Annotated in this window: 26 protein-coding genes and 1 tRNA gene; 2 read left to right on the top strand and 25 right to left on the bottom strand. The window is 66.5% G+C overall.

The features are described 5' to 3' along the window. Positions 1 to 27: 27 nt before the first annotated feature. The 24 genes from proS to ACO07Z_RS22260 form a co-directional block, all read right to left on the bottom strand. Positions 28 to 1350: a proline--tRNA ligase gene (gene proS / locus ACO07Z_RS22375; RefSeq protein ID WP_421700706.1), complete on the bottom strand. Its 1323-nt coding sequence runs from the start codon at positions 1348 to 1350 to the stop codon at positions 28 to 30. A gap of 418 nt (positions 1351 to 1768) precedes the next feature. After that, on the bottom strand, positions 1769 to 2044 hold the full coding sequence (locus ACO07Z_RS22370; RefSeq protein WP_244376403.1) for a DUF1467 family protein: 276 nt from the start codon (positions 2042 to 2044) through the stop codon (positions 1769 to 1771). 9 nt (positions 2045 to 2053) lie between these two features. Continuing rightward, the gene (gene mce / locus ACO07Z_RS22365) at positions 2054 to 2458 is read right to left on the bottom strand and encodes a methylmalonyl-CoA epimerase (RefSeq protein ID WP_421700705.1); all 405 of its coding nucleotides are present in this window, start codon (positions 2456 to 2458) and stop codon (positions 2054 to 2056) included. A 105-nt stretch (positions 2459 to 2563) separates the two neighbouring features. Beyond that, on the bottom strand, positions 2564 to 4192 hold the full coding sequence (locus ACO07Z_RS22360) for a ribonuclease J (RefSeq protein ID WP_421700864.1): 1629 nt from the start codon (positions 4190 to 4192) through the stop codon (positions 2564 to 2566). 71 nt (positions 4193 to 4263) lie between these two features. Further along, complete coding sequence (locus ACO07Z_RS22355) at positions 4264 to 5019, bottom strand: biotin--[acetyl-CoA-carboxylase] ligase (protein WP_421700704.1); 756 nt, start codon at positions 5017 to 5019, stop codon at positions 4264 to 4266. A gap of 2 nt (positions 5020 to 5021) precedes the next feature. Then, the gene (nuoN, locus tag ACO07Z_RS22350) at positions 5022 to 6449 is read right to left on the bottom strand and encodes an NADH-quinone oxidoreductase subunit NuoN (protein WP_421700703.1); all 1428 of its coding nucleotides are present in this window, start codon (positions 6447 to 6449) and stop codon (positions 5022 to 5024) included. A gap of 31 nt (positions 6450 to 6480) precedes the next feature. Further along, positions 6481 to 7995, bottom strand: a complete 1515-nt coding sequence (locus ACO07Z_RS22345; protein WP_421700702.1) for an NADH-quinone oxidoreductase subunit M — start codon at positions 7993 to 7995, stop codon at positions 6481 to 6483. Next, a complete protein-coding gene (gene nuoL / locus ACO07Z_RS22340; RefSeq protein ID WP_421700701.1) occupies positions 7995 to 9926 on the bottom strand; it encodes an NADH-quinone oxidoreductase subunit L in 1932 nt (643 codons plus the stop codon). Before nuoL ends, ACO07Z_RS22345 begins: the two co-directional genes overlap by 1 nt. A gap of 9 nt (positions 9927 to 9935) precedes the next feature. Next, a complete protein-coding gene (nuoK, locus tag ACO07Z_RS22335; RefSeq protein ID WP_244376396.1) occupies positions 9936 to 10244 on the bottom strand; it encodes an NADH-quinone oxidoreductase subunit NuoK in 309 nt (102 codons plus the stop codon). 3 nt (positions 10245 to 10247) lie between these two features. Continuing rightward, positions 10248 to 10853: an NADH-quinone oxidoreductase subunit J gene (locus tag ACO07Z_RS22330; RefSeq protein ID WP_421700700.1), complete on the bottom strand. Its 606-nt coding sequence runs from the start codon at positions 10851 to 10853 to the stop codon at positions 10248 to 10250. A 107-nt stretch (positions 10854 to 10960) separates the two neighbouring features. Next, a complete protein-coding gene (nuoI, locus tag ACO07Z_RS22325) occupies positions 10961 to 11449 on the bottom strand; it encodes an NADH-quinone oxidoreductase subunit NuoI (protein WP_018963955.1) in 489 nt (162 codons plus the stop codon). Between the two features lie 10 nt (positions 11450 to 11459). Then, the gene (locus tag ACO07Z_RS22320; RefSeq protein ID WP_421700699.1) at positions 11460 to 11723 is read right to left on the bottom strand and encodes a hypothetical protein; all 264 of its coding nucleotides are present in this window, start codon (positions 11721 to 11723) and stop codon (positions 11460 to 11462) included. Between the two features lies 1 nt (position 11724). Further along, positions 11725 to 12759, bottom strand: coding sequence for an NADH-quinone oxidoreductase subunit NuoH (gene nuoH, locus ACO07Z_RS22315; protein WP_244376393.1), 1035 nt, complete (start codon positions 12757 to 12759; stop codon positions 11725 to 11727). A 13-nt stretch (positions 12760 to 12772) separates the two neighbouring features. Then, entirely contained in the window at positions 12773 to 14851 is a 2079-nt protein-coding gene (gene nuoG / locus ACO07Z_RS22310; protein WP_421700698.1) for an NADH-quinone oxidoreductase subunit NuoG, read from the bottom strand. Between the two features lie 9 nt (positions 14852 to 14860). Beyond that, the gene (gene nuoF / locus ACO07Z_RS22305) at positions 14861 to 16162 is read right to left on the bottom strand and encodes an NADH-quinone oxidoreductase subunit NuoF (RefSeq protein ID WP_244376391.1); all 1302 of its coding nucleotides are present in this window, start codon (positions 16160 to 16162) and stop codon (positions 14861 to 14863) included. Between the two features lie 10 nt (positions 16163 to 16172). Next, positions 16173 to 17051: an NADH-quinone oxidoreductase subunit NuoE gene (nuoE, locus tag ACO07Z_RS22300; protein ID WP_421700697.1), complete on the bottom strand. Its 879-nt coding sequence runs from the start codon at positions 17049 to 17051 to the stop codon at positions 16173 to 16175. Positions 17052 to 17088: 37 nt separating this feature from the next. Next, entirely contained in the window at positions 17089 to 18288 is a 1200-nt protein-coding gene (locus ACO07Z_RS22295) for an NADH-quinone oxidoreductase subunit D (protein ID WP_421700696.1), read from the bottom strand. A gap of 15 nt (positions 18289 to 18303) precedes the next feature. Beyond that, positions 18304 to 18918, bottom strand: coding sequence for an NADH-quinone oxidoreductase subunit C (locus tag ACO07Z_RS22290; protein WP_307018086.1), 615 nt, complete (start codon positions 18916 to 18918; stop codon positions 18304 to 18306). Between the two features lie 14 nt (positions 18919 to 18932). Then, positions 18933 to 19511, bottom strand: coding sequence for a NuoB/complex I 20 kDa subunit family protein (locus tag ACO07Z_RS22285; protein WP_213372402.1), 579 nt, complete (start codon positions 19509 to 19511; stop codon positions 18933 to 18935). Further along, positions 19502 to 19867: an NADH-quinone oxidoreductase subunit A gene (locus ACO07Z_RS22280; protein WP_244376387.1), complete on the bottom strand. Its 366-nt coding sequence runs from the start codon at positions 19865 to 19867 to the stop codon at positions 19502 to 19504. The genes ACO07Z_RS22285 and ACO07Z_RS22280 overlap by 10 nt, the downstream gene beginning before the upstream one ends. Positions 19868 to 20301: 434 nt before the next feature. Next, on the bottom strand, positions 20302 to 21717 hold the full coding sequence (locus tag ACO07Z_RS22275) for an alanine/glycine:cation symporter family protein (protein WP_421700695.1): 1416 nt from the start codon (positions 21715 to 21717) through the stop codon (positions 20302 to 20304). Positions 21718 to 21914: 197 nt separating this feature from the next. Continuing rightward, positions 21915 to 22199 carry a hypothetical protein gene (locus tag ACO07Z_RS22270; RefSeq protein WP_421700694.1) on the bottom strand — a complete coding sequence of 95 codons (285 nt, stop codon included), beginning with the start codon at positions 22197 to 22199 and terminating at the stop codon, positions 21915 to 21917. Between the two features lie 194 nt (positions 22200 to 22393). Beyond that, positions 22394 to 22470 (bottom strand) — tRNA-Asp (locus ACO07Z_RS22265). Between the two features lie 102 nt (positions 22471 to 22572). Beyond that, positions 22573 to 23685 (bottom strand): AI-2E family transporter, encoded by a 1113-nt coding sequence (locus ACO07Z_RS22260; RefSeq protein ID WP_421700693.1) that lies wholly within the window; start codon positions 23683 to 23685, stop codon positions 22573 to 22575. Between the two features lie 172 nt (positions 23686 to 23857). On the opposite strand from ACO07Z_RS22260, the gene ACO07Z_RS22255 reads away from it, so the two are divergent. Then, the gene (locus ACO07Z_RS22255; RefSeq protein WP_421700692.1) at positions 23858 to 24877 is read left to right on the top strand and encodes a KpsF/GutQ family sugar-phosphate isomerase; all 1020 of its coding nucleotides are present in this window, start codon (positions 23858 to 23860) and stop codon (positions 24875 to 24877) included. A gap of 29 nt (positions 24878 to 24906) precedes the next feature. After that, positions 24907 to 25755 carry a 3-deoxy-8-phosphooctulonate synthase gene (gene kdsA, locus ACO07Z_RS22250; RefSeq protein ID WP_244376382.1) on the top strand — a complete coding sequence of 283 codons (849 nt, stop codon included), beginning with the start codon at positions 24907 to 24909 and terminating at the stop codon, positions 25753 to 25755. On the opposite strand, the gene ACO07Z_RS22245 is transcribed toward kdsA, so the two are convergent. Continuing rightward, the gene (locus ACO07Z_RS22245) at positions 25752 to 26636 is read right to left on the bottom strand and encodes a phytoene/squalene synthase family protein (protein WP_421700691.1); all 885 of its coding nucleotides are present in this window, start codon (positions 26634 to 26636) and stop codon (positions 25752 to 25754) included. The genes kdsA and ACO07Z_RS22245 overlap by 4 nt on opposite strands. Between the last annotated feature and the right edge of the window lie 31 nt (positions 26637 to 26667).

Here is a 26667-nt window from a genome sequence, read left to right as displayed (position 1 = left end):
CCTGATCGGCCGGCACGCGCCTTCAACTCAACCGATGATCCGCTCCAGCGCCGCCGCGATGGTCAGCGTCTCGCGCGAACCATCCGCTCGCCGCTTCAGCTCCACCGTGCCGGCCGCCAGGCCCTTCGGCCCGACGATGATCTGCCAGGGAAGGCCGATCAGGTCGGCGGTGGCGAATTTCGAGCCGGGCCGCTCCGCAGTGTCGTCATAGAGCACATCGACGCCGCGCGCGGTCAGCTCGGCATAGATCGCCTCGCAGGCCTCGTCCGTCGCCGCATCGCCCACCTTGAGGTTCAAGAGGCCGACGCGGAACGGCGCGATCGCCTCCGGCCAGATGATGCCGTTCTCGTCATGCGACGCCTCGATGATGGCGGCGACGAGACGCGAGGGACCGATGCCGTAAGAGCCCATATGCACGGGCGTCTCCACGCCATCGGGGCCCGTCACCTTGGCGCCCATCGGCTCGGAATATTTGGTGCCGAAATAGAAGATGTGACCCACCTCGATGCCGCGCGCCGACACCCGCTGTTCCTCGGGAATCGCCGCGAAGGCCTCTTCGTCATGCTTCTCTTCCGTGGCCGCATAAAGGCTGGTCCAGCGGTTCACGATGTCTTGCAGGCCGGCGGGATCGCGGAAGTCGACGCCCGCCTCGGGCGTGGCCATGTCGAGATAGTCGGCATGGCAGAACACCTGGCTCTCGCCGGTCGAGGCGAGGATGATGAACTCATGGCTGTGATTGCCGCCGATCGGGCCGGTGTCGGCGACCATGGGGATCGCCTTCAGCCCGAGCCGGGCGAAGGTCCGCAGATACGCCACGAACATCCGGTTATAGGCGACGACCGCGCTCTCGAAGTCGAGATCGATGGAATAGGCGTCCTTCATCAGGAATTCGCGCGAGCGCATGACGCCGAAGCGCGGGCGCACCTCGTCGCGGAACTTCCACTGGATGTGGTAGAGGTTCAGCGGCAAGTCCTTGTAGGACTTCACATAGGCGCGGACGATCTCGGTCAGCATCTCCTCATTGGTCGGCCCGTAGAGCATGTCGCGCTCGTGCCGGTCCTTGATGCGGAGCATCTCCTTGCCATAGTCGTCATAGCGCCCGCTTTCGCGCCAGAGATCGGCCGACTGGATGGTCGGCATCATGATCTCGATGGCGCCGGAGCGGTTCTGCTCCTCGCGGATGATGTTGCAGATCTTGTCGAGCACGCGCTTGCCCAGCGGCAGCCACGCATAGATGCCGGCGCTCTCCTGCCGGATCATGCCGGCGCGCAGCATGAAGCGGTGCGAGACGATTTCCGCTTCCTTCGGGACTTCGCGGAGGATGGGAAGGAAGTAGCGGGAAAGGCGCATCAGCGGAAACTCACGATTCGGCCGGGATCGGCTGCGTGGCGGCGATGGCGGAGTGAAACCGGATCGCCTCACAAAACACAAGCCCTTGCCCCATTGGCTCGGGCGAATGGCGCAAAGACTGCCTCAACTTAAGGCTTGATGCCCGATCCGCGCCCATTTTTGTTGCATCGCACCATACTCGTATTGCGACGCAAGGATGACAAGGTTCTAAATTTTGCTAGAGTGCCGGCCTCTAGAAAGAGGTCCGCTGAACGCTTTGAGAAGCGTGCTGATCGGTCCAGGTCTCGGGAGGAATGACGGCTAAGAAAGCCCCCTGGCAGACGTCGAAACGGCGCGGAATCAGGTGCGGGCGGCCAGATAAGGAAGGCGGGACTTCGGTCCCGCCTCTTTTTTTGCCTTTTTGCCGGCAGGGCGCCGCCTATTTGGCCTGATAGAGCGGGAACGGCATGGGCAGCATGTCGGAGTTCAGCCGGTCCGTCTCCACCAGCCAGGCGAAGATGAGAACGAGGATGGCGGAGATCACCGTCGTCGCCAGCGCCTTGCGCAGCAGCATGGGCTGCTGCGGCGCGCCCGGCTCGGTGCCGTCCTCGACCGCGCCGTCCTCATGCTGGGAGCGCACGCCGAAGGGCAGGACGGTGAAAATCACCACCCACCAGACGATGAAATAGATCGCGATATAGGTGCCGACGCCCATTATGCCGCCTCACGCCTGTTCCAGCTCGACCAGCGTGCCGAGAAAATCCTTGGGGTGGAGAAACAGCACCGGCTTGCCATGCGCGCCGAGACGCGGCTCGCCCGAGCCCAGCACCCGCGCCCCCGCCGCCAGCAGGCGGTCGCGGGCGGCAAGAATGTCCTCGACCTCGTAGCAGAGATGATGAATGCCGCCTTCCGGGTTGCGTTCGAGGAACTTCGCGATGGGCGAGTTCTCCCCGAGGGCGCCGAGCAGCTCGATCTTGGTGTTGGGCAGGGTGACGAACACCGTGTTCACCCCATGCTCCGGCTGCGGCGTGACGCCGGACACCTCGCCGCCGAGCGTGTCGCGATAGGTGGCGATCGCCGCCTCAAGGTCCGGCACGGCGATGGCGACGTGGTTCAGACGGCCGATCATGCAAGTCCCCTCCCCGTTCCGCCGCGCGGACGCGCCGGCACCGGGGATACGCCGGCGGCACGGAAAGGGCTCACCTCCCGCGCCCGCCGGCTCCCGGCCCGCCTGTCATACCGTGATCACAAGCACATGGCAGAGCGGCTTCTTGCCCCAGGCGGCGTTGATCTGGGCGCGCACCGCCCGCGTCACCGATTCCGCGACCGCATCCGGGTCGCGCCGGCGCGGTTTGGGCAGGCCGTCGAGGCAGTTCAGGACGGCGTCCTCCACCACCTCGTCGAGCGGCGTGCCGCCAATGCCGAGGCGCGGCAGGCCAGAGAGGTCGATCATGGGGTCGCCGACCACCTCGCCCTTGGACGACATGGCGATGGCGACCGACACCAGCCCGCTGAAGGACAGCCGCCGCCGCTCGGAAATCGCCGGGTCCTCGGCGCCGACCAGCACCTGCCCGTCCTTGTAGAGCCGGCCGGAGGGAATCTCCTCGATCACCTCCGCCCCCAGCGAGGGATCGGCGCTGATGAGGCGCACCACATCGCCATCGACCAGCCGGATCACCTCGCGCGCGCCCATGCGGCGGGCGAGCTCGGCATGTTCGGACAGATGCAGCGGCTCGCCATGCACCGGCACCGCCACCTGCGGGCGCAGCCATTTATACATCTGCTCCAGCTCGCCCCGGCGCGGATGGCCGGACACATGCACCAGCCCGTCGCGGTCGGTGATGACCTTGATGCCCTGCAGCACCAGCGCGTTGATGATGCGGTTTACCGCCCGCTCATTGCCGGGAATGGTGCGCGAGGAGAAGATCACATGGTCGCCCGGCGACAGGGCGATGTCGGGGTGGTCGTCATCGGCAATGCGCGCCAGCGCCGCGCGCGGCTCGCCCTGGCTGCCGGTGAGGATGGCGACCACCTTGTCGCGCGGCAGGAACCCATAGGCATCGACGGGACGGAACGGCGGCAGCCCGTCGAGCATGTGCTGCTCGCGCGCCACGCCGATCACCCGTTCCATCGCCCGCCCGACGAGCACCACCTCGCGCCCGGCCTTCACCGCCGCCTCGGCGATGGAGCGGATGCGGGCCACATTCGAAGCGAAGGTCGTCACCGCCACACGGTGCGGGGCGGCGGCGATCAGATCGTGCAGCGCGGCCTGCACATCCACTTCCGAGGGCGAGATGCCGTCGCGAATGGCATTGGTGGAATCGCAGATGATCGCCCGCACGCCCTCATCGCCCAGCGCGGTGAAGCGCGCGGGATCGGTGACGTTGCCGACCACCGGCGTCGGGTCGATCTTCCAGTCGCCCGTGTGCACCACCAGCCCGAGCGGGGTGCGGATGGCCAGCGAATGGCTGTCGGGAATGGAATGCGCGACCGGCACGAATTCCACGTCGAACGGGCCAATCCTGGTCCGCCCGCCCGTGGGAACGATATGGAAGGGAATCTTCGGCGCACCCGGCTCACCGAGGCGTCGCGCCTCCGCCAGCGCATGGGTGAAGGGCGTGGTGTAGACGGTGCAGCCGAGACGCGGCCACAGATCCACCAGCGCGCCGATATGGTCCTCGTGCCCGTGGGTGATGACGAGGCCGGCGAGGTTGCCGGCATCGGCCTCACGTTCGAGAAAGCCGACATCGGGCATGATGATGTCGATGCCCGGCACTTCCGGCGGCGCGAAGGAGATGCCGAGATCGACCGCGAGCCATTTGCGCCGGTTGCGTGGCCCCAGACCATACAGCCCGAGATTCATACCGATCTCGCCGACCCCACCGAGGGGGGCGAAGACCAGTTCGTCCGGCCACTTGCTCACATTCCTGCCTTTCACACTGGCGCGGCGGGCGTGGGAAACACGTCGCCGGCGCTGATCGTTTCGCGCACACCGTCACTGCGGCGCAGCACCATGGCGCCCGAAAAATCGAGTGCCTCGAATACTCCCGCAACCTCCCGGCTGCCAAGCCGGGCCGTCATCGCCTTGCCGAGGCCGCTGGCGCGGCACAACCAGGCTTCCCGGGTGGCGGCGAAGCCCGCGCCCCGCGCCCACTCCGCCAGCCGCGCCACCATCGCCGCATCGAGCGCGGCGAGCAGCGCCGGCGGGTCGGTGGGGTAGCCGGCGGCGGCAAGGTCCGTGGTGGGATAAGGCGTGTCGGCGGGATGGTGCGCGCAATTGACCCCGAAGCCAATCACTGTCGCCGCCCGACCGCCGGGCGCCAGCGTGCCCTCTAGCAGGATTCCGGCCAGCTTGGCGCCGTCAATCATCACGTCATTGGGCCATTTGAGGCCGATGCGCAGCGGGTCGATGCCGGTAACGGCACGCACGGCGTCATAGAGCGCGAGCGCGGCGACAAAGCAGAGCTCGGGCTGGCGCGCCGCCGGCGCGGCATCGACCAGCAGCAGCGAAGCATAGAGATTTCCGGGCTCGGACGCCCAGGGCCGGCCGCGCCGGCCGCGTCCGCCGGTTTGCCGCGCAGCGACGAACCAGCAGGGCGCCGCGCCGCCCACCTGGGCGAGCGCGGCTTCGTTTGTCGAACCGACGGTGTCGAAACGGACGACCGGCGTCGCGACCGGCGTGGGCGCCATTCTCAGAAGAGCGCCCGGGCCGCCGCCGCCGCCGCCGCGATGAGCGGCGCGGGATAGACGAAGAACAGCAGGGTGAAGGTGCCGGAAATGGCGAGCACCACCCGCGGCTCCGAGCGCATGGGCTCGAAGGCCGCCGCCGGCTCGTCGAAATACATGATCTTGACGATGCGCAGATAGTAGAACGCGCCGACCACGCTGGTGAGCACGCCGATGACGGCGAGCGTGTACAGCCCGGCCTCGATGGCCGCCAGGAACACGTAGTACTTGGCGAGGAAGCCCGCGAGCGGGGGAATGCCGGCGAGCGAGAACATCAGCACCGCCAGCATGAACGCCTTCACCGGGCTGGTGCGGGCGAGGCCGGCGAGCTCGTCATAGCTCTCGACCATTCCGTCCTTGCGCCGCATCGACAGGATGCAGGCGAAGGTACCGAGCGTCATGACGAGATAGATCGCCATGTAGACCAGCACGCCCTGCACGCCCTGCTCCGTGCCGGCGGCGAGGCCGACCAGGGCGAAGCCCATATGGCCGATGGAGGAATAGGCCATCAGGCGCTTGAAGTTGCGCTGGCCGATAGCGGCGAAGGAGCCGAGCGCCATCGACGCGATGGAAACGAAGACGATGATCTGCTGCCACTGATGAACGACGTTGGGCAGCGCCTCCATGGCGAAGCGCACGAACACCGCCATGGCCGCAACCTTCGGCGCCGAGGCGAAGAAGGCGGTGACGGGCGCCGGCGCGCCCTCATACACGTCCGGCGTCCACATGTGGAACGGCACGGCCGAGACCTTGAAGCACAGGCCGGCGAAGGTGAACACGATGCCGAAGATCAGCCCGAGCGAGGGCTCGCGCGCCGCCTGGGCGATCTGGGCGAAGTTCACCGAGCCGGTGAAGCCATAGATCAGCGAGGCACCGTAGAGCAGCATGCCGGAGGAGAGCGCGCCGAGCACGAAATACTTCAGGCCGGCCTCGGTGGAGCGCACGGAATCGCGGTTATTGGCGGCGATCACGTAGAGCGCGAGGCTCATCAGTTCGAGGCCCATATAGAGCGCGATGAGGTCGCCGGCCGAGATCAGCACCATCATGCCGAGGGTCGAGAGCAGCACCAGAACCGGGTACTCGAAACGATCCTGCTTCTCGATCTTCAGCCAGTCCACCGACATGGCCAGCGTGCCGCCGGCACCGATGAGCGCCAGCACCTTCATGAAGCGGCCGAACGCGTCGACCTGGAAGGCGCCGTTGAACAGCGTCGCATCGGCGGGGCCGATGAGCACCAGCACCAGCGCGCCGAACAAAGCGGCGAGCGCCAGCCCGTTCACCGTATCGGTCGACTTCGGCCCGGCAAAGGCGCCGATCATGAGCAGCGCCAGCGCGGATAGCGCCAGCAGCAGTTCGGGCAGCGCGGGGCCGAGCGCGGCGAGGGAGAGGGTCATTGGACGGGCTCCGCGATGGTCATGGGTCGGATCAAGGCAGCACCAGCGCGGCGGCCTTGACGGCGCCGACGGCGATGTCGGCGCGGGCAACGATCGCGTTCACCGCGACATTGCAGGCGTCGAGGATCGGCTGCGGCCAGACGCCGAACAGGATGGTGAAGAACAGCAGCGGCACGAGCGAGGCCATCTCGCGGGCGTTCACGTCGCCGAGGCCCTTCAGGCTGTCCTTCTCCAGCGGACCGAAAATGATCCGGCGGTAGAGCCAGAGCGCATAGGCCGCCGAGAGGATCACGCCTGTTGTGGCGAAGAAGGCGACCCAAGTGTTGCGGCCGAACGTGGCGAGCAAAGTGAGGAACTCACCGATGAAGCCCGACGTGCCCGGCAGGCCGACATTGGCCATGGTGAACACCATGAACAGCGTGGCGTAGATCGGCATACGGAACACGAGGCCGCCATAAGCGGAAATCTCGCGGGTGTGCATGCGGTCATAGACCACGCCGACGCACAGGAAGAGCGCTCCCGAGACGAAGCCGTGGCTGACCATCTGGAACACCGCGCCCTGGATGCCTTCCTGGGTCAGGGTGAAGATGCCCATCGTCACATAGCCCATATGGGCGACGGAGGAGTAGGCAATCAGCTTCTTCATGTCCTCCTGCATCAGCGCGACCAGCGAGGTGTAGACGATCGCGATCACCGAGAGCGTGAAGACGAAGGGCGCGAAATAGGCCGACGCCTCCGGGAACATGGGCAGCGAGAAGCGCAGCAGGCCGTAGCCGCCCATCTTCAGCAGGATGCCGGCCAGAATGACCGAGCCGGCGGTCGGCGCTTCGACATGCGCGTCGGGCAGCCAGGTGTGGACCGGCCACATCGGCATCTTCACCGCGAAGGAGGCGAAGAAGGCCAGCCACAGCCAGTGCTGCATCCCCGAGGGGAAGTTGAAGGTCAGCAGTTGGGTGATGTCGGTGGTGCCGGCCTGCCAGTACATCGCCATGATGGCGAGCATCATCAGCACCGAGCCGGCGAGGGTGTAGAGGAAGAACTTGAACGTCGCGTAGATGCGCCGCCTGCCGCCCCAGATGCCGATGATGAGGAACATCGGGATCAGGCCGCCTTCGAAGAAGAAGTAGAACTGCAGCAGGTCCAGCGCCGCGAAGGTGCCGATCATCAGCGTTTCGAGCACCAGGAAGCAGATCATGTACTCCTTCACGCGGTGCTGGATCGATTCCCAGCTCGCCAGGATGCACATCGGCATCAGGAGCGTGGTCAGCACGATGAAGGGCAGCGAAATGCCGTCCACGCCCATGCGGTAGGCGGCGACATCGCCCAGCCAGGGCTGGACTTCGGTGAACTGGAAGTCGGGGTTCGACGCATCGAAGCCGACCAGCAGCAGCAGCGAGATGACGAAGGTGACGAGGGTCGCCCACAGCGCCACCCAGCGGGCGTTGCGCTTGGCGACCTCGTCGTCGCCGCGGATCATCAGGACGATCAGCAGCGCGCCGACGAGCGGCAGGAAGGTGACGACGGAGAGAATGGGCCACTCATACATCAGTGCGCGCCCCCGAACATGAACCAGGTGATGAGGGCCGCGACGCCCACCAGCATCACGAACGCATAGTGGTAGAGATAGCCGGTCTGCAGCCGCACGACGCGGTTGGTCACGTCGATGACGCGGGCCGAGACGCCGTTCGGGCCGTAGCCGTCGATGACCCGCATGTCGCCCTGCTTCCACAGGAAGCGGCCCAGCCACATGGTCGGGCGAACGAACAGGAAGTCATACAGCTCGTCGAAGTACCACTTGTTGAGCAGGAAGCGGTACAGAACGTCGTTCTGCTTGGCGAGCGCCTTCGGCACGGCGGTGTTGGCGATGTACATCCAGTAGGCGACGGCGAAGCCGAGCGCCATCATCACCGTCGGGGCCCACTTCGCCCAGCCGGGAATGTGATGCATCTCTTCCAGGATCTTGTTGTCCGACGCCATGAAGATCGACTCCCGGAAGAAGTGATCGACATCGTGCCCGACGAAGTACGGGTAGAGGATCATGCCGGCGAACAGCGCGCCGAGCGAGAGAACCCCGAGCGGGATGAGCATGGTCAGCGGTGATTCATGCGCGTGATCGTAGGTGTGGTGATCCGCGCGCGTCTTGCCGTGGAACGTCATGAACATCTGCCGCCAGGTGTAGAAGGCGGTGAGCGCCGCCGCCGCCACCGTCATCACCCAGGCATAGGTGGCGGCGGGGCTGTGACTGACGAAGGCGGTCTCGATGATCGCGTCCTTGGAGAAATAGCCGGCGGTGAAGGGGAAGCCCGTCAGCGCCAGGCCACCGATCATCATGGTGGCGTAGGTGAAGGGGATCTTCCGCCACAGACCGCCCATGTGGCGCATGTCCTGCTCATGGTGCATCGCATGGATGACCGAGCCGGCGGCAAGGAACAGCAGCGCCTTGAAGAAGCCGTGCGTGAGCAGGTGGAACACGCCGACGGAATAGGCGCCGGTGCCGAGCGCGACGAACATGTAGCCGAGCTGCGAGCAGGTGGAATAGGCGATCACTCGCTTGATGTCGTTCTGCACGCAGCCGATCGTCGCCGCGAAGAAGGCGGTGGACGCACCGACGAACAGCACCACATTGAGCGCCGTCGTGGACAGCTCGAACAGCGGCGACAGCCGCGCGACCATGAACACGCCGGCCGTCACCATGGTGGCGGCGTGGATGAGCGCCGAAACCGGGGTCGGGCCTTCCATAGCGTCCGGCAGCCAGGTGTGCAGGCCGAGCTGCGCCGACTTGCCCATGGCGCCGATGAACAGCAGCAGGCAGATCACGGTCGGCGCGTGCCACTCATGGCCGAGGAACAAGATGTTCTTGTCCATCAACGAGGGCGCGGCCGCAAAGACCTGCTCGAAAGCCACCGAGCCGGTCATGAGATAGACGGCGAAGATGCCGAGCGCGAAGCCGAAATCGCCGACGCGGTTGACGATGAACGCTTTCATCGCCGCCGCGCACGCCGACGGCTTGTCGTACCAGAAGCCGATGAGCAGGTAGGAGGCGAGGCCGACGCCCTCCCAGCCGAAGAACAGCTGCACGAGGTTGTCGCTCGTCACCAGCATCAGCATGGCGAAGGTGAACAGCGAGAGATAGGCGAAGAAGCGCGGACGGCTGGGGTCCTCGTGCATGTACCCCATGGAATAGAGGTGCACGAGCGAGGACACGGTGGTGACGAGGATCAGCATCACCGCGGTCAGCGTGTCGACGCGGATCGCCCAGGTCACATCGAGCTTGCCCGACGCAAACCAGGTGAACAGCTCCACCGTGCCGTCATGACCGCCGAAGGCGGTCTGGAAGAACACGATCCACGCGAAGAAGGCGGAGATCATCAGCAGACCGGTCGTCACCAGCTCCGAGGCGCGGGCGCCGATCAGCCGGCCGAACAGGCCGGCGATGAGAAAGCCGACGAGGGGAAGAAATACGATCGCCTGGTACATGAAGCCCGCTCAGCCCTTCATGGTGTTGATGTCCTCGACGGCGATCGACCCGCGATTGCGGTAGAACACCACGAGGATGGCGAGGCCGATGGCGGCCTCGGCGGCGGCGACCGTCAGCACGAACAGGGCAAAGACCTGTCCGACGATGTTGCCGAGGAAGACGGAGAAGGCGACGAGGTTGATGTTCACCGCCAGCAGGATGAGCTCCACCGACATCAGGATGACGATGACGTTCTTCCGGTTGAGGAAGATGCCGAGCGTGCCAAGCGTGAACAGGATCGCCGCGACGGTCAGATAGTGCGGAAGGCCGATCGCCATGGCTCAGAGCCCCTTGCCGGAAGGCACCTTGACGACATCGATCGCCATCGCCTTGGTGCGCGCGTTCTGGACCGGGATGCTCTGGCGCTTGACGTTCTCCTTGTGGCGGAGGGTCAGCACGATGGCACCGATCATGGCGACCAGCAGGATGAAGCCCGCCGCCTGGAAGAAATAGACATAGTCCGTGTACAGCACCCGGCCGATGGCGACCGCGTTCGAGACGCCGGGCGCGGCGGAGGTGACCGCACCGGTGACGCCGGCGCCGAAGGTCCACGAGCCGACGACCAGCACCAGCTCGGCGAGGAACACCATGCCGATCAGCACGCCCACCGGCACATACTGCAGGAAGCCCTGGCGCAGCTCGACGAAATCCACGTCCAGCATCATGACCACGAACAGGAATAGCACCGCGACCGCGCCGACATAGACCACGATGAGCAGCATCGCGATGTATTCGGCGCCGATCAGGATGAACAGGCCCGAGGCGTTGACGAAGGTCAGGATCAGGAACAGCACCGAATGGACCGGGTTCCGCGACGCAATGACCATGAAGGCCGAGGCCACGGCGACCCCGGCGAAGAGATAGAAGAACAGCGCGGCGAGGCTCATGCCCGGCACCCCCCAGTCATTCCGGCGCCCGCCGTTGCGGCGGTCGCAGCGCGAACGGCCCTAGCGGCCCTTATCGTTTCGGTCTTCACGTTCCCAGCCCCCAGCGCTCAACGATACGGCGCGTCAAGCGCCATGTTGCGCGCGATCTCGCGCTCCCAGCGGTCGCCATTCGCGAGCAGCTTGGCCTTGTCGTAATAGAGTTCTTCGCGCGTCTCGGTGGCGAACTCGAAGTTCGGCCCCTCGACGATGGCATCGACCGGGCAGGCTTCCTGGCAGAAGCCGCAATAGATGCACTTCACCATGTCGATGTCGTAACGGGTGGTGCGGCGCGTGCCGTCATTGCGGCGCGGGCCGGCCTCGATGGTGATGGCCTGCGCCGGGCAGATCGCTTCGCAGAGCTTGCAGGCGATGCAGCGCTCTTCCCCGTTGGGATAGCGGCGCAGCGCGTGCTCGCCACGGAAACGCGGCGACACCGGGTTCTTCTCGAAGGGATAGTTGATCGTCGCCTTCGGCTTGAAGAAATAGCGCATCGCCAGGAAGAACGCCGAGACGAACTCGGTGAGCAGCAGCTGGCGTGCGGCCAGATCCAATCTCATGTCGCTCTCCTCAATCGGCCATGGCCGCGGCAAGACCGAAGCCCACCAGCGGCATCGAAACGGCGAAGATACGGATCACCGTCTTCCACCACGAAATCACGCCCGCGAGTTGATCAGCGTTCAATTTGCGGGCTTCCCTTGAACCACGGATCGAGGTTTCGACGACCCGCGGCAGTATGAACCATTCGAGTGCGCCAAACACCGCACCCGCAGCCGCCCCCGCCCAACCGACGGCGGAAGCTTCCATCAGGGCCTGGAGCGTGCCCTCATCCATCTCATCCCCCCGCCGCCGCAAGGCCGGTGAAGTGCAGCACGGAGGCCACGATCACCACCATCGCCAGCGAGATCGGCAGGAACACCTTCCAGCCGAGCCGCATGAGCTGGTCGTAGCGGTAGCGTGGGACCATCGCCTTGACCATGGCGAACATGAAGAACACCAGCAGGACCTTCAGCAGGAACCAGACGATGCCCGGCACCCAGGTGAAGGGCGCGATTGGCACCGGCGGCAGCCAGCCGCCCATGAACAGGATGGCGGTCAGCGCGCACATGGTCATGATCGCCACATACTCGCCGAGCATGAACATCATGTACGGGGTGGAGCCGTACTCCACCATGAAGCCGGCGACGAGCTCGGATTCCGCTTCGCCGAGATCGAAGGGCGGGCGGTTGGTCTCGGCCAGCGCCGAGATGAAGAAGATCACGAACATCGGGAACAGCGGCAGCCAGTACCAGCCCAGGATGCCCCAGGAGGTGTTCTGCGCCTCGACGATGGCCGAGAGATTCAGCGAGCCGGCGCAGAGCAGCACGGTGACGATGACGAAGCCGATGGAGACCTCATAGGACACCATCTGCGCCGCCGCGCGCAGCGCCGACAGGAACGGGTACTTCGAGTTCGACGCCCAGCCGGCCATGATGGTGCCGTACACGCCGAGCGAGGAAATCGCGAAGATGTAGAGCACGCCGACATTGATGTCGGCCACGACCCAGCCCGCGTCGATCGGCACCACGGCCCAGGCGGCGAGCGCCAGCAGGCAGGTGACGAAGGGCGCGAGCAGGAACACGCCCTTGTTGGCGCCGTCGGGAATGACCGGCTCCTTCAGCACGAACTTGATCAGGTCGGCGAAGGACTGGAACAGGCCGAACGGCCCGACCACGTTGGGGCCGCGACGCAACTGCACCGCCGCCCAGATCTTGCGGTCGGCCAGCAGCACATAGGCGACGATGATCAGCAGGCCGACCAGAAGCCCGAGGCTCTGCGCGACGATGATGAGCACCTGTATCAGCGTGTCGAACCAGGTCGTTTCGGTCATGTGCTCCCTCCCCTCACTCGGCCGCCGCCGCGTGGCGGCTGGACGCGAGCGCGGAGCATTCGGCCATCACGGCGGAGGCGCGGGCGATCGGATTGGTGAGGTAGAAATCGGTGACGGCGGCGGTGAAAGGCCCGCTTGCCGGCGTGCCGCCGGCCGCGGCCAGCGCGGTCACGGCCGCCGCATCGGCCGGCGTGACATGATCAAGCCGGGCGAGATGCGGATACGCCGCATAGAGCGCGGCGCGCAGCTGCGCCAGGCTGTCGAAGGGCAGGCGGTGGCCGACGACATCGGACAGCGCCCGCAGCACCGCCCAGTCCTCGCGCGCTTCCCCGGGCGGGAAAGCGGCGCGGTTGGCGACCTGCACCCGCCCTTCCGTGTTCACATAGGTGCCGGACTTCTCGGTATAGGCCGCGCCCGGCAGGATCACGTCGGCGCGATGGGCGCCGCGGTCACCATGGGTGCCGAGATAGACGACGAAGGCGCCGGGAGCGATGTCGATCTCGTCCGCGCCGAGGGCGAACAGAACGTCCAACCCGCCGGGATTGGTCATCGCCACGGCGTCGAGCCCGCCCTCGCCCGGCACCGCGCCGATATCGAGCGCACCGACGCGCGACGCCGCCGTGTGGAGGACGGAGAAGCCGTTCCAGCCCTCCGTCACCGCGCCGACGGCAGCCGCCAGCCGTGCCGCCTGCGCCAGCACCGCCGCGCCGTCCGGACGGGCGAGAGCGCCCTGCCCGATCAGGATCAGCGGACGCTGCGCGCCCTTCAGCACCTCGGCGAAGCCGCCACCATTGACGAGGTCGGCCAGCGCGTCGGAGCCGGCGCCGAGATAGTCATAGGGGTAGGTCAAATCGACATGCGGCCCGATGAGGCCGATGGGGAAATGGCCCTGCAGCCAGCGCTTGCGGATGCGGGCATTGAGCACGCTCGCCTCAAGGCGCGGGTTGGAGCCGATGATCAGCAGCGCGTCGGCCTGCTCGATGCCGGCGATGGTCGCGTTGAACAGGTAGCTGGCGCGGCCGAGCGCGGGATCCAGCTTCGCCCCGTCCTGCCTACAGTCGATGTTCGCCGAGCCGAGCGAAGCGAGCAGCGACTTCAGCGCGAACGACTCTTCCACCGAGGCGAGATCGCCGACCAGACCGCCGATGCGATTGCCCGGCACGGCCTTCACCTTGGCGGCGATGGCGGCGAAGGCTTCCGGCCAGCTCGCGACCTTCAGCTTGCCACCAACCCGCACATAGGGGCGGTCGAGGCGCTGGGTCTTGAGGCCGTCCCAGATGTAGCGGGTCTTGTCGGAGATCCACTCCTCGTTCACGTCTTCATTCAGACGCGGGAGGACGCGCATCACCTCGCGGCCGCGCGTGTCGACGCGGATGTTGGAGCCGACCGCATCCATCACGTCGATGGATTCGGTCTTCGACAGCTCCCACGGGCGGGCGTGATAGGCATAGGGGCGCTGGGTCAGCGCGCCGACTGGGCAGAGATCCGCCACATTGCCCTGCAGCTCCGAGGACAGCGCCGCTTCCAGATAGGTGGTGATCTCCATGTCCTCGCCGCGCCCGATGGCGCCGAGCTCGGCCACGCCCGCCACCTCGGTGGTGAAGCGCACGCAGCGGGTGCACTGGATGCACCGGGTCATGGAGGTCTTGATCAGCGGGCCGATATACTTGTCTTCGACCGCGCGCTTGTTCTCGGCATAGCGGGACGTGTCCACGCCATAGGCCATGGCCTGGTCTTGCAGGTCGCACTCGCCGCCCTGGTCGCAGATCGGGCAGTCGAGCGGGTGGTTGATGAGCAGGAACTCCATCACCCCTTCGCGCGCCTTCTTCACCATCGGCGACTTGGTGAGGATGACCGGCGGCTCGCCATTCGGGCCGGGGCGCAGATCGCGGACATTCTGCGCGCAGCTCGCGGTCGGCTTGGGCGGGCCGCCCTTCACCTCAACGAGACACATGCGGCAATTGCCGGCGATGGACAGGCGCTCATGGAAGCAGAAGCGCGGGATTTCCGCGCCCGCGGCCTCACAGGCCTGGAGCAGCGTGAACTCCGGCGGAACATCCAGCTCGATGTTGTCGACGATGATCTTGGCCATGATGCTCTCTTACTCCGCCGCCACCGGCACCGGGTCGGAATGCGGGTTCGCCGAATACTGGTCGATCCGCTTTTCGATCTCGGGACGGAAATGCCGGATCAGGCCCTGCACCGGCCACGCCGCCGCATCCCCGAGCGCACAGATGGTGTGGCCCTCGACCTGGGTGGTGACCTGCAACAGGAGATCGATCTCACGCTTCTGCGCCCGGCCCTCGACCATGCGGTCGAGCACACGCCACATCCAGCCCGTGCCTTCGCGGCAGGGGGTGCACTGGCCGCAGCTCTCGTGCCGGAAGAAATAGGAGATGCGGGCGATCGCCCTCACCACGTCGGTAGACTTGTCCATGACGAGCACGCCGGCGGTGCCGAAGCTGGACTTCACCGCGCGGCAGCCGTCGAAGTCCATGATCAGGTCTTCGCACTGGTCGGCCGGGATGATCGGGCAGGACGCGCCGCCGGGGATGATGGCGAGCAGATTGTCCCAGCCGCCGCGCACGCCGCCGCCATGCTTCTCGATCAATTCCTTGAACGGGATGCTCATCGCCTCTTCGACGATGCAGGGCGTGTTCACATGGCCGGAGATGCCGAACAGCTTGGTGCCGACATTGTTGGCACGGCCGATGGACGAGAACCACGCCGCGCCGCGCCGCAGGATGGTGGGCGCAACGGCGATGGATTCGACGTTGTTCACCGTCGTCGGGCAGCCATAGAGGCCGACATTCGCCGGGAAGGGCGGCTTCAGCCGCGGCTGGCCCTTCTTGCCCTCAAGGCTTTCCAGCAGCGCGGTTTCCTCGCCGCAGATATAGGCGCCGGCGCCATGGTGGACATAGATGTCGAAGTCCCAGCCATGCACGTTGTTCTTGCCGATCAGCCGGGCCTCATAGGCCTGGTCGATCGCTGCCTGCAGGTGCTCGCGCTCCTGGATGAACTCGCCGCGCACATAGATATAGGCCGTGTGCGCGCCCATGGCGAAGCCCGCGATCAGGCAACCTTCGACCAGATGGTGCGGGTCGTGGCGCAGAATCTCGCGGTCCTTGCAGGTGCCGGGCTCGGATTCGTCGGCATTGACGACGAGGTAGTGCGGGCGCCCGTCATTGTTCTTGGGCATAAACGACCATTTGAGGCCGGTCGGGAAGCCGGCGCCACCGCGCCCGCGCAGGCCCGAGGCCTTCATATGCTCGATGATGAAATCGCGGCCGGCGTCGAGGAACAGCTTGGTGCCGTCCCACGAGCCGCGCTTCAGCGCGCCCTGCAGCCCCCAGTCGTGGTGGCCGTAAATATTGGTGAAGATGCGATCCTTGTCGGCAAGCATGGTTCGCTCCTCATTCCGCCTTGCTGTCCGTCGTGCCGCCGGGGGGCGGGGCGACGGGCTTCTTCGGCTTCTCCTTGTCGGCCTCGCCGGCGGCCTCGACCGCCTTGGCGGCGGGGGCGGCGGCCGGCGCCGGATCGCTCTTCGGCGGCGGCGGCGGCGCGGCGGCAGCTGCGGCCGGGGGCGGCGCGGCCGGAGCCGTCTCGCCCTTGGCCTTGGCGGCCAGCGCCTCGCGGGCCAGCGCCAGACCGGCGCCCTGCCCGACCATCGAGCCGTCGAACAGCTCCGGCGAGGTCAGCACGCGCAGCCCGGTGACGGGCGCGGAGGTGACGCGGCCGTTCTGCGGACCGGAGGCGGGATGCTCGCCGCGCTCGAACGCGTCGAGGATCTTTTCCAGATCCGCCGGCGTCAGGTCCTCATAGACATCCTTCCACACCTGCACCATCGGCGCGTTCACGCAGGTGCCGGCGCACTCGACCTCTTCCCAGGAGAAGTCGCCATTGGCGGAGAGATGGAAGGGCTCTTCATGAATGCGGCTCTTGCACAACTTCATGAGATCGCCCGCGCCGCGCAGCATGCAGGGCGTGGTGCCGCACACCTGGATATGCGCGCGCTTGCCCACCGGCTGCAGCTGGAACTGGGTGTAGAAGGTCGCGACCTCATAGACACGGATCGGCGCCATGCCGAGCATGTCACCGACATAGCGCATCGCCGGCTCGGACACCCAGCCGCCCGCCTGCTCCTGCGCGCGCATGAGCAGCGGAATCACCGCGCTGGCCTGACGGCCCGGCGGATACTTCGCGATGGTCTTCTCGGCCCAGGCGAGATTCTCGGCCGTGAACGCGAAGCTCTCGGGCTGAACCTCTTTTGGCGCAAGCCTACGGACAGACATGCCGTACCCTTCCGATCGAACCGCCTCCCCTCAGGGATCAGCGGTCCACTTCACCGAACACGATATCCAGCGACCCGAGGATCGCCGAAATATCCGCGAGCATGTAGCCGCGGCAGAGGAAATCCATCGCCTGAAGATGCGCGAAACCGGGTGCGCGGATCTTGCAGCGATAGGGCTTGTTGGTGCCGTCGGCGACGACATAGACGCCGAACTCACCCTTCGGGGCTTCCACGGCGGCATAGGCTTCGCCGGCGGGAACGTGGAAGCCTTCCGTGTAGAGCTTGAAGTGGTGGATGAGCGCTTCCATCGAGCGCTTCATCTCGCCGCGCTTGGGCGGCACGATCTTGTTGTCGACCGCCGAGACCGGACCCGCTTCCTTCAGCAGCCGCTCGCAACACTGGCGCATGATCTCCGCCGACTGCCGCATCTCTTCCATGCGGATGCAGTAGCGGTCGTAATTGTCGCAGTTCTTGCCGATCGGAATGTCGAATTCCAGCTCGTCATAGCACTCATAGGGCTGCGACTTGCGCAGGTCCCATGCCGCGCCCGAACCACGCACCATGACGCCGGAGAAGCCCCAGGCCCAGGCGTCCTCAAGGCTGACAATGCCGATATCGACATTGCGCTGCTTGAAGATGCGGTTGTCGGTCAGCAGGCCTTCGAGGTCGTCCATGAAGGCCGGGAAGGTCTTGGTCCAGGCGAGGATGTCCTCGACCAGCTGACGCGGCAGGTCCTGGTGCACGCCGCCGGGACGGAAATAGGCCGCGTGCATGCGCGAGCCGGAGGCCCGCTCATAGAACATCATCAGCTTTTCGCGTTCCTCGAAGCCCCACAGCGGCGGCGTGAGCGCGCCGACGTCGAGCGCCTGCGTGGTCACGTTCAGCATGTGGGAGAGGATGCGGCCGATCTCGGAATAGAGCACGCGGATCAGCTGACCGCGCTTGGGCACGGTGACGCCGAGCAGGCGCTCGATGGCGAGGCAGAAGGCGTGCTCCTGATTCATCGGCGCGACATAGTCGAGCCGGTCGAAATAGGGCACGGCCTGCAGATAGGTCTTGGCCTCGATCAGCTTCTCGGTGCCGCGATGCAGCAGGCCGATATGCGGATCGACGCGCTCGACGATTTCGCCGTCGAGTTCGAGGATGAGGCGCAGCACGCCGTGCGCCGCCGGATGCTGCGGGCCGAAATTGATCTGGAAGTTGCGGACCTTGGGGTCGATCTTGCCGGGTGCGTTCATCGCTCGGACCTCACCTCAGCCCGCCTTCGGGGGTGTTGCCTTCTCGTCGCCGGGGAGCACGTAGTCGGGCCCCTCCCAGGGCGAGAGGAAGTCGAAGCTGCGGAATTCCTGCGCGAGCTTCACCGGCTCGTAAACCACGCGCTTGCGCTCGTCGTCATAGCGCACCTCGACGAGGCCGGTGGTCGGGAAGTCCTTGCGCAGCGGATAGCCGTCGAAGCCGTAATCCGTGAGGATGCGGCGCAGTTCCGGGTGGCCGGAGAAGAGGATGCCGTACATGTCGAACGCCTCGCGCTCGAACCAGAAGGCGCCCGGGAACACGGCGGTGGCGGAGGCCACCGGCGTCGTCTCATCGGTCTCGACGCGGATGCGGATGCGGGCGTTCAGCGTCGGCGAGAGCAGGTGATAGACCACGTCGAAGCGCTTCTCGCGCTGCGGCCAGTCGACACCGCAAATGTCGATGAAGCTCACAAAGCGGCAGGACGGGTCGTCACGCAGGAAGCGCAGCACCTTGATGACCTCGGCCGCCGACGCCACCAGCGTCAGCTCGCCATAGGCCACGAGCACTTCCTCGACCGCGTCGGGAAGCGCTTCCTTCACATGCGCGCCCAGCTCTTTCAGCGTCTCGTCCATTTCGCCTCGAACCCTCAGCGCTCGATCGTTCCGGTACGGCGGATCTTCTTCTGCAGCAGCAGCACGCCGTAGAGCAGAGCCTCTGCGGTCGGCGGGCAGCCGGGGATGTAGATGTCCACCGGCACGATGCGGTCGCAGCCGCGCACGACCGAATAGGAATAGTGGTAATAGCCGCCGCCATTGGCGCAGGAGCCCATGGAGATGACGTAGCGCGGCTCCGGCATCTGGTCGTAGACCTTGCGCAGCGCCGGCGCCATCTTGTTGGTCAGCGTGCCGGCGACGATCATCACGTCGGACTGACGCGGGGAGGCGCGCGGCGCGAAGCCGAACCGCTCCACATCGTAGCGCGGCATGGATGTCTGCATCATTTCGACCGCGCAGCAGGCGAGGCCGAAGGTCATCCACATCAGCGAGCCGGTGCGGGCCCAGTTGATCAGATCGTCGGTCGCGGTGACGAGGAAGCCCTTGTCGGCGAGCTCCGCATTGACCTCGACGAAGAACGGATCGGTGGCACCGACCGGACGCCCGGTATTGGGGTCGATGATACCCTTGGCCGCCGGGGCGACGAGAGGGCTATTCGCGCTCAATCCCATTCGAGCGCTCCCTTCTTCCACTCGTAGACGAAGCCGATGGTCAGCACGGCCAGGAACACCATCATCGACCAGAAGCCGAAATTGCCCAGCTCCCCGAACGTGATCGCCCAGGGGAACAGGAAGGCGACTTCGAGATCGAAGATGATGAAGAGAATGGCGACCAGATAGAACCGCACGTCGAACTTCATGCGCGCGTCGTCGAACGCATTGAAGCCACATTCATAGGCCGACATCTTCTCCGGATCGGGCCGGCCGAAGGCGACCAGGAACGGCGCCACCAGAAGGGCGAGGCCGATGAAGGCCGAGACGCCGATGAAGATCACGACGGGCAGATAATCCTGAAGCAGGCTGCTCATGGATGGGATCCTCCCGGAACAGGATGGGTCGTCGGCCTTGGCGTCGCAGTTGCGAAATATTCAAAGCACGCGGCAGGCTTATCGCACGGACCTGACCGAGGCAAGGGCATCGCTCGGCAATCGCGCAGGTCTGGTATACAGAATTCACACCTTGCGGAAGCTGTCCCGCGCGGCGCGGCGATCCCCCGCGCAAACCCGTGAAATCGCGCGAATAACAGCGGATTTCGCTCAATTGATCGTACCGCCTTGAGCCTCCTGATACCGGAGGCCCCAAGGGCGCGAACGATGCCTTTCCGCGAGGCGGCCGGATCGCCAGGGCCAGCCGCAGCCCTGACACGAGACGGCCGGTCTCTTCCGAAACAGCGGGCGCGGAGGGGACCGGAAATCTCCGGGGTGAGACACTTGGTCCACCCCGGCGCCCTGCCCGCCCGGGTTCACCGGCTCCAGATGTCGGTGTCGATCTCGCTGGCGAGTTCCGGCATGGAGGCGGCGGTGAAGCGAGGCTTTTTCCCCTGCCGACGCTGCTGCAGATAATCACGGGTCAACCGCGCGACAAGGCCCGAGAGCAGCACGATGGCGACGAGATTGACCGTGGCCATCAGCCCCATCGAGGCATCGGCGGCATTGAACACCGTCGCCACCGATTCGTAGGCGCCCCAGACCACCATGCCGAGCACCGCCACCCGCAGCACCGCGCGGCCGACATGGCCGCCGATGCCGAGATAGACCAGCGCGCCTTCGGCATAGGAATAATTGCCGATGATCGAGGTGAAGGCGAAGAAGAAGATCGCAACCGCCACGAAATAGGTGCCGGCCCAGCCGATATGGTGGTTCATCGCCGCCTGGGTCAGCTGGGTGCCGGTGAGGCCGGAGCCGGGCTCCAGCAGGCCGGAGAGCAGGATCAGGAACGCCGTCGCGGTGCAGATGAGGATGGTGTCGATGAACACGCCGAGCGACTGCACGAAGCCCTGGCTGACCGGGTGATGCGGGTCGGGCGTGGCGACGGCAGCGATGTTCGGCGCCGAGCCCATGCCGGCCTCGTTGGAGAACAGGCCGCGCTTCACCCCGTTGAGCATCGCTGCCGCCACCGAGCCGGCGACGCCGCCTGCCGCCGGCGCAAAGCCGAAGGCGCTGGCGATGATCAGCGAGAACATGGAAGGCACCTCGCCGATATTGATCGCCACCGCGAACAGCGCCATGCCGAGATAGCCAGCCGCCATGAACGGCACGACGATTTCCGCCACCCGGGCGATGGCGGCGATGCCGCCGAAAATGATGATGCCGGTAAGCGCGGCGATGGCGACGCCGGTGCCGAGCTTGGGCAAGCCGAAGGCGCCTTCCATCGCGTCGGCGATGGAATTGGCCTGCACGGCATTGAAGACGAGGCCGAAGGAGAGGATGAGGCAGACCGAGAACACCGAGCCCGCCCACGGCGCCTTGAGGCCCTTGGCCATATAGAAGGCGGGACCGCCGCGATACTGGCCGTCCTCATCCTTGATCTTGTAGAGCTGGGCGAGCGTGCTCTCGGCGAAGGCGGTGGCCATGCCGAGCGAGGCGACCACCCACATCCAGAAGATTGCCCCCGGCCCGCCGAGATAAAGCGCGACGGCCACGCCGGCGATGTTGCCGGTGCCGACCCGCGAGGCAAGGCTGGTACACAACGCCTGGAACGGCGTGATGCCGGCATGGTCGGTCTCGCTGGACCCCATGACCGAGCGGATCATCTCCGGGAAATGCAGGATCTGGAGGAATTTCAGCCGAATGGTGAAATAGATGCCGACCGCCAGCAGGCCGTAGATCAGCACGTAGCCCCAGAAGATGGTGTTCAGAAAGTCGATGATCGTGTCCATGCCCGCCCTCCCGCTGAATCACCACGCCGGAGCGCAGTAAGAAGCTACCAGGCTACACGGGCGTTCATGCCGCTGTCACATGGGCATTCGCCCTCTGCCGCCTCCGGCCTGCGGCGTCCACAGAGCGCGCCGGCGCGCACCAGGACTGTGCGGCCCGGTCGCTCGTCCTATGGCGATGCGGGGAGCGCGCGGGCGCCCTACTCCATGATCTGCGGCGTGCCGCAATTGGGCGGCGCGCAGTCGGGCAGCTTGATCTCGGCTTCCTTGCCCTCCGGCGGCGGGCCGGGCAGCGGCACGAGTTCGCCCGTCAGCGGCTGCGGTGCGTCAGGACCGAGATCATTGACGAAGGGGTTGGGCGAGGAGTTCTGGCCCTGGTTGTTCGGCGGCGGATTCAGGCCGTCCTGGGCCAGGGCCGGCGCGGCGGCGCCCGCCAGCAGCAGCGCGGAGGCCAGAAGGATGGCCGACGGGAATGCCTTGATCATGCGCCCTACCTCACACTCATCACCGGCGGCAAAACTATCAGCCCCGCCCGCCCGGCAAAAGCCGGCATCGGCGCAAAAGCCCGATCGCACGTGCGGCGTGGCAGCGAGGGCACGCTGTTAGCGGTGCACGTCATTCGAGTCGGAATGTTATGGGGGGAACTTTGACGCCCTCTGGCGCAGCCACTCGTGGCGAATGGCGGGAGTGACGGGGCTCGAACCCGCGACCTCCGGCGTGACAGGCCGGCGCTCTAACCAACTGAGCTACACCCCCCTGCGCGGGTCGGAAGCACCGGGCCCCGCAGCGAGTGAGCGGGGTGTTAAGGCACGCCCCAGCAGGTGTCAAGCGCGCCCCCAACATGTCCTGTGAATAGTCTCAGCCCGGCAGCTGCGGACGGCTTTTCGCCAGCATGCCATCCACAAGCGCCATCGCCGCGATCAGCAGCGGCACCGACAGGAAGGTGCCGGCTGGTCCCCACAGCCAGGTCCACACCGCCATGGACAGGAACACCGCGAACGGATTGAGCGAGACGCGGCGCCCGACGATCATCGGCGTGAGGAATTGACCCTCGATGCTGGTGATGAACAGAAACGCCGCCGCCGGCAGCAGCCCTTCGAGGATGCCGGGAAAGGTCACGATCCCGGCAATGGCCAGAATCAGCGTCGTCACTGCCGGCCCGACATAGGGCACATAGTTCAGCACACAGGCGAGCACGCCCCAGAGCGGGGGATTCGGCAGGCCGAGCCCCCAGGTCACCAGCGTGGTGGCGATACCGAGGCCGATATTGATGAAAGTCGCGGTGACGAGATAGGCGCCGAGCCGGTCCTCGATCTCGCGAAACACCCGCAGCGCCGTCAGCCGGGTCTGGCGCGGGGTCATCACCTGCACGACGCGGCGCTTGATCTGCACACGGCCGGCGAGAAAAAACAGCAGCGAGCCGAGAAAGAGAATGAACTGGCCGATGACCGGGGTGACCATGGAGAGAACGCTCTCCAGCATCTTTGAATCGGCCACCTCCACCACCATCGGCGCCCTTTCGGTGGCGCGGCCGATCGACTGGATCGATTCGACCACGGAGGCGAGCGTCTGCACCACCGGGCGCAGCGCGGCGAATCGCTCCTTCATGATGGCGCCTATCTCCGGCGCGCGGGCGCTCCATTCCGCCAGCGGCGCCGCCAGCGCCACGGCGAGGCCATAGATCAATCCGGCGATGCCGATCACCATCAGCAGCGCGCCGAGCCAGCTCGGCACGCCGCGCTTGGCCAGGCCCTCAATGGCCGGGCCGATGACGCTGCCGATGATGACCGCGGCGACGATGGGAATCAGCACGGCGCTGGCGATGACGAGCGCCGCCGCCAGGATCACCACCCCGCTGGCGATGACCGCGATCTGGGTGCAGCGTCGCCACAGCCGTTCCGTGCGCCCCTCCGTCGGCGGCACGCGCCGAGCCGCCACCGCCGAGCCGGCCACGCCGCGCCCCATGTCCATTGCCGTCTCCTCCCGCCCCGTCTCAGCGCCTCCCAACGTGCGGGTGGTATCGCCGGTTCCCCGGCTCCTCCATTGCATCGCGGGCATTTGGCGCTTATTGACGCCCGGCGTGGCGCTGACGGGCGGCCGGGCGCAGCGCGCCCCGCGGTCCCGAGCAAGGGAGAGTCGAACCTTGGGCACGGCCCAGCCTCAGAAAAATGCCGCCGCCGCGCCCCTGCGGGACGACCGGCTGCGCGAACGGGTGCTGCGCACCCTCGCCATCGAATCCAAGGGCCTCGCCGCGCTCAGCGCCGCCATCGAGGCGGAACTCGGCGAGGCGGTGGAAAGCGCCATCGCGCTGATCGAAGGCGCGCGCGGGCGCGTCATCGTCACCGGCATGGGAAAGAGTGGCCATATCGGGCGCAAGCTCGCTGCCACCTTCGCCTCGACCGGCACGCCGGCGCTGTTCCTGCACGCCGCCGAAGCCAGCCATGGCGATCTCGGCATGGTGACGCCGGACGATGTGCTGCTCGCCATTTCCTGGTCGGGCGAGACCTCCGAGCTCGGCGACATCGTCCACTATGCCGGCCGCTTCGCCGTGCCGCTGCTCGCCATCACCTCCAATGCCGAGAGCACCCTCGGCCGCGCCGCCGATGTCGCGCTGGTGCTGCCACGCGTGGAGGAGGCCTGCCCCAACGGGCTCGCGCCCACCACCTCGACGCTGATGCAGCTTGCCATCGGCGACGCGCTGGCGGTGGCGCTGCTGGAGCGCCGGGGCTTCTCGGCGTCCGATTTCCGTGTCTTCCATCCCGGCGGCAAGCTCGGGGCCCGGCTGCTGAAAGTGGCCGACATCATGCACCAGGAGGCGGAAATGCCGCTGGTGCGGCTCGGCACGCTGATGAGCGAGGTGCTGATCGAAATCACCGGCAAGCGCTTCGGCTGCTGCGGCGTGGTCGATGGCGAAGGCTGCCTCGCCGGTATCGTTACCGATGGCGACCTGCGCCGGCATATGAGCAGCGAACTGCTGGCGACGCCGGTGGAGAAGGTGATGACCGCCTCCCCCTTCGTCGTCGATCCGCTGGAACTCGCCAGCGCCGCACTGGGGCTGATGAACCGGCGCCCGGTGCCGATCACCGTCGTTTTCGCGGTGGCCGAGGGCAAGCCGGTCGGCATCCTCCACATTCACGACATTCTGCGCGCTGGCGTCGTCTGACCCCCGTGCCCGACCCCAAGGAACGTTTCATGAGCGGCTCAGGCGCCAATTCCGTGGTCACCCTTGGCGATGTGCGCTTCGGCAACGACCTGCCGCTGGCGCTGATCGCCGGCCCCTGCCAGATGGAAAGCGCCGCGCATGCGCTGGAATGCGCCGCCGCGATCAAGGAGATCGCCACGCGCCGGGGCATCGGCGTGGTGTTCAAGACCTCCTTCGACAAGGCCAACCGCACCTCGATCAAGGGCGCGCGCGGCATGGGCCTCAAGGCCGCCCTGCCCGTCTTCGCCGAGATTCGCGAACGCTATGGCATGCCCGTGCTGACCGACGTGCACGAGAACGACCAGTGCGCGCCGGTGGGCGAGGTGGTGGATATATTGCAGATTCCCGCCTTCCTCTGCCGCCAGACCGACCTGCTCATCGCCGCCGCCGCCACGGGCCGCGTGGTCAATGTGAAGAAGGGGCAGTTTCTGGCCCCCTGGGACATGAAGAACGTCGTCGCCAAGCTGATCGAAAGCGGCAATCCGAACGTGCTGGTGACCGAGCGCGGCGTGTCCTTCGGCTACAACACGCTGGTCACCGACATGCGGGCGCTGCCGATCATGGCCGAGACGACCGGCGCGCCGGTCATTTTCGACGCCACCCATTCGGTGCAGCAGCCGGGCGGACAGGGCACCTCCTCCGGCGGCCAGCGCGAATTCGTGCCGGTGCTGGCGCGGGCGGCGGTGGCGGTCGGCATTGCCGGCGTGTTCGTCGAGACGCATCCCGACCCGGACAAGGCGCCGTCGGACGGCCCCAACATGGTGCCGCTCAACCAGTTCGAGGATCTCGTCGCCCGGCTTCAGGCCTTCGACCGGGTAGCGAAGGACCGCGCCAACTAAAGCGGGGCCCCGCCGGCGCGGGCGGCCTTGGCCAATGTGCCGGCGCCCCGCCACAGCCGCCACAGCCGCAGGAAGGCCGGCGCCGGCGGCACACCGGCGAAAGGATCGTGCGGCCGCTCCAGCCGGTCGAGATCGCTAGGTACCAGCGTCAGCGGCAGAAAGGCCGGCAGTTCCGCCGCCGAAACGCCGGCAAGCGCCGTCATCGCCGCCTTATGATGTCGGCGTGCCAGCGCCCGCAGCGCCGCAAGCACCTCGCCGAGCGCGGGACTGGGCACACCCGACACCGCGTCCTCACGGGTTAGCCCGTGGGCGATCAGCAGATCAAGCGGCAGGTAGCACTGGCCGCGCCGCGCATGCACGGGGAAGGCCCGCAGCAGCCCGGTGACGGCATAGGCCACCCCGGCATGGCCTGCCGCTTCCGCCGAGGCGGCGCCGGCCTCAGGCGCCAGCACCAGCGTCGCGAGGCGGATCAGCGCCGAGGAGGTCTCGCCAGCATAGCCTTCGAGATCGTTCACCGTCGGCATGGCGTCGTCATAGAGATCGAACTGCCGCGCCTCCAGCAGCGCCTCGAAGCTCGCGCGCGGCAGGCGGTGGGTGTCGATGGCTTCCAGCAGCGCCGCCGCCACCGGATTGGCGCTCACGTCGGCCTGCCCTTCCCCCGCCAGCGCCTCGCGCCACCATTGCAGCCGCACCTCGCCGGCGAGCGGGTTGGTGATCGCCTCGCGCACCCGCGCCACTTCCGCGTTGAAGGCGTGCAGCGCAAACAGCGCGCCGCGCCGCTCGGCGGGGGCGAACAGATCGGCGACGTAGCGGTCGCGGTCGAGGTCGCGCACCAACGCCGCGCAATACTCCGTCGGCGTGGTCAGGCTCGGACGGCTCATGTGATGGGTCCGGAAGGGTTGGCGTGAGGCG

Source organism: Ancylobacter sp. (genome assembly GCF_965229075.1).
In the GTDB taxonomy this organism is placed as follows: Bacteria; Pseudomonadota; Alphaproteobacteria; order Rhizobiales; family Xanthobacteraceae; genus Ancylobacter.
Note: the sequence above shows the minus strand (reverse complement) of the source record. Positions and strands in the feature narration are given on the sequence as shown.

Bases quoted from the DNA above. Each gene is read 5' to 3' on its own strand.
- ACO07Z_RS22355 (WP_421700704.1), bottom strand. From the start codon at position 5,019: ATGGCGCCCACGCCGGTCGCGACGCCGGTCGTCCGTTTCGACACCGTC.
- ACO07Z_RS22245 (WP_421700691.1), bottom strand. From the start codon at position 26,636: ATGAGCCGTCCGAGCCTGACCACGCCGACGGAGTATTGCGCGGCGTTG.
- ACO07Z_RS22370 (WP_244376403.1), bottom strand. From the start codon at position 2,044: ATGGGCGTCGGCACCTATATCGCGATCTATTTCATCGTCTGGTGGGTG.
- nuoG (WP_421700698.1), bottom strand. From the start codon at position 14,851: ATGGCCAAGATCATCGTCGACAACATCGAGCTGGATGTTCCGCCGGAG.
- ACO07Z_RS22320 (WP_421700699.1), bottom strand. From the start codon at position 11,723: ATGGATGAGGGCACGCTCCAGGCCCTGATGGAAGCTTCCGCCGTCGGT.
- nuoE (WP_421700697.1), bottom strand. From the start codon at position 17,051: ATGTCTGTCCGTAGGCTTGCGCCAAAAGAGGTTCAGCCCGAGAGCTTC.
- nuoL (WP_421700701.1), bottom strand. From the start codon at position 9,926: ATGTACCAGGCGATCGTATTTCTTCCCCTCGTCGGCTTTCTCATCGCC.
- ACO07Z_RS22295 (WP_421700696.1), bottom strand. From the start codon at position 18,288: ATGAACGCACCCGGCAAGATCGACCCCAAGGTCCGCAACTTCCAGATC.
- nuoI (WP_018963955.1), bottom strand. From the start codon at position 11,449: ATGAGATTGGATCTGGCCGCACGCCAGCTGCTGCTCACCGAGTTCGTC.
- ACO07Z_RS22345 (WP_421700702.1), bottom strand. From the start codon at position 7,995: ATGTATGAGTGGCCCATTCTCTCCGTCGTCACCTTCCTGCCGCTCGTC.
- ACO07Z_RS22270 (WP_421700694.1), bottom strand. From the start codon at position 22,199: ATGATCAAGGCATTCCCGTCGGCCATCCTTCTGGCCTCCGCGCTGCTG.
- ACO07Z_RS22280 (WP_244376387.1), bottom strand. From the start codon at position 19,867: ATGAGCAGCCTGCTTCAGGATTATCTGCCCGTCGTGATCTTCATCGGC.
- ACO07Z_RS22260 (WP_421700693.1), bottom strand. From the start codon at position 23,685: ATGGACATGGGGCGCGGCGTGGCCGGCTCGGCGGTGGCGGCTCGGCGC.
- mce (WP_421700705.1), bottom strand. From the start codon at position 2,458: ATGATCGGCCGTCTGAACCACGTCGCCATCGCCGTGCCGGACCTTGAG.
- proS (WP_421700706.1), bottom strand. From the start codon at position 1,350: ATGCGCCTTTCCCGCTACTTCCTTCCCATCCTCCGCGAAGTCCCGAAG.
- ACO07Z_RS22330 (WP_421700700.1), bottom strand. From the start codon at position 10,853: ATGAGCCTCGCCGCGCTGTTCTTCTATCTCTTCGCCGGGGTCGCCGTG.
- nuoK (WP_244376396.1), bottom strand. From the start codon at position 10,244: ATGGCGATCGGCCTTCCGCACTATCTGACCGTCGCGGCGATCCTGTTC.
- ACO07Z_RS22290 (WP_307018086.1), bottom strand. From the start codon at position 18,918: ATGGACGAGACGCTGAAAGAGCTGGGCGCGCATGTGAAGGAAGCGCTT.
- ACO07Z_RS22275 (WP_421700695.1), bottom strand. From the start codon at position 21,717: ATGGACACGATCATCGACTTTCTGAACACCATCTTCTGGGGCTACGTG.
- nuoN (WP_421700703.1), bottom strand. From the start codon at position 6,449: ATGACCCTCTCCCTCGCCGCGCTCGGCCCCGCGCTGCCCGAACTGCTG.
- ACO07Z_RS22360 (WP_421700864.1), bottom strand. From the start codon at position 4,192: ATGAATCTCGGGCTGTATGGTCTGGGGCCACGCAACCGGCGCAAATGG.
- nuoF (WP_244376391.1), bottom strand. From the start codon at position 16,162: ATGCTTGCCGACAAGGATCGCATCTTCACCAATATTTACGGCCACCAC.
- kdsA (WP_244376382.1), top strand. From the start codon at position 24,907: ATGAGCGGCTCAGGCGCCAATTCCGTGGTCACCCTTGGCGATGTGCGC.
- ACO07Z_RS22285 (WP_213372402.1), bottom strand. From the start codon at position 19,511: ATGGGATTGAGCGCGAATAGCCCTCTCGTCGCCCCGGCGGCCAAGGGT.
- nuoH (WP_244376393.1), bottom strand. From the start codon at position 12,759: ATGACCGAAACGACCTGGTTCGACACGCTGATACAGGTGCTCATCATC.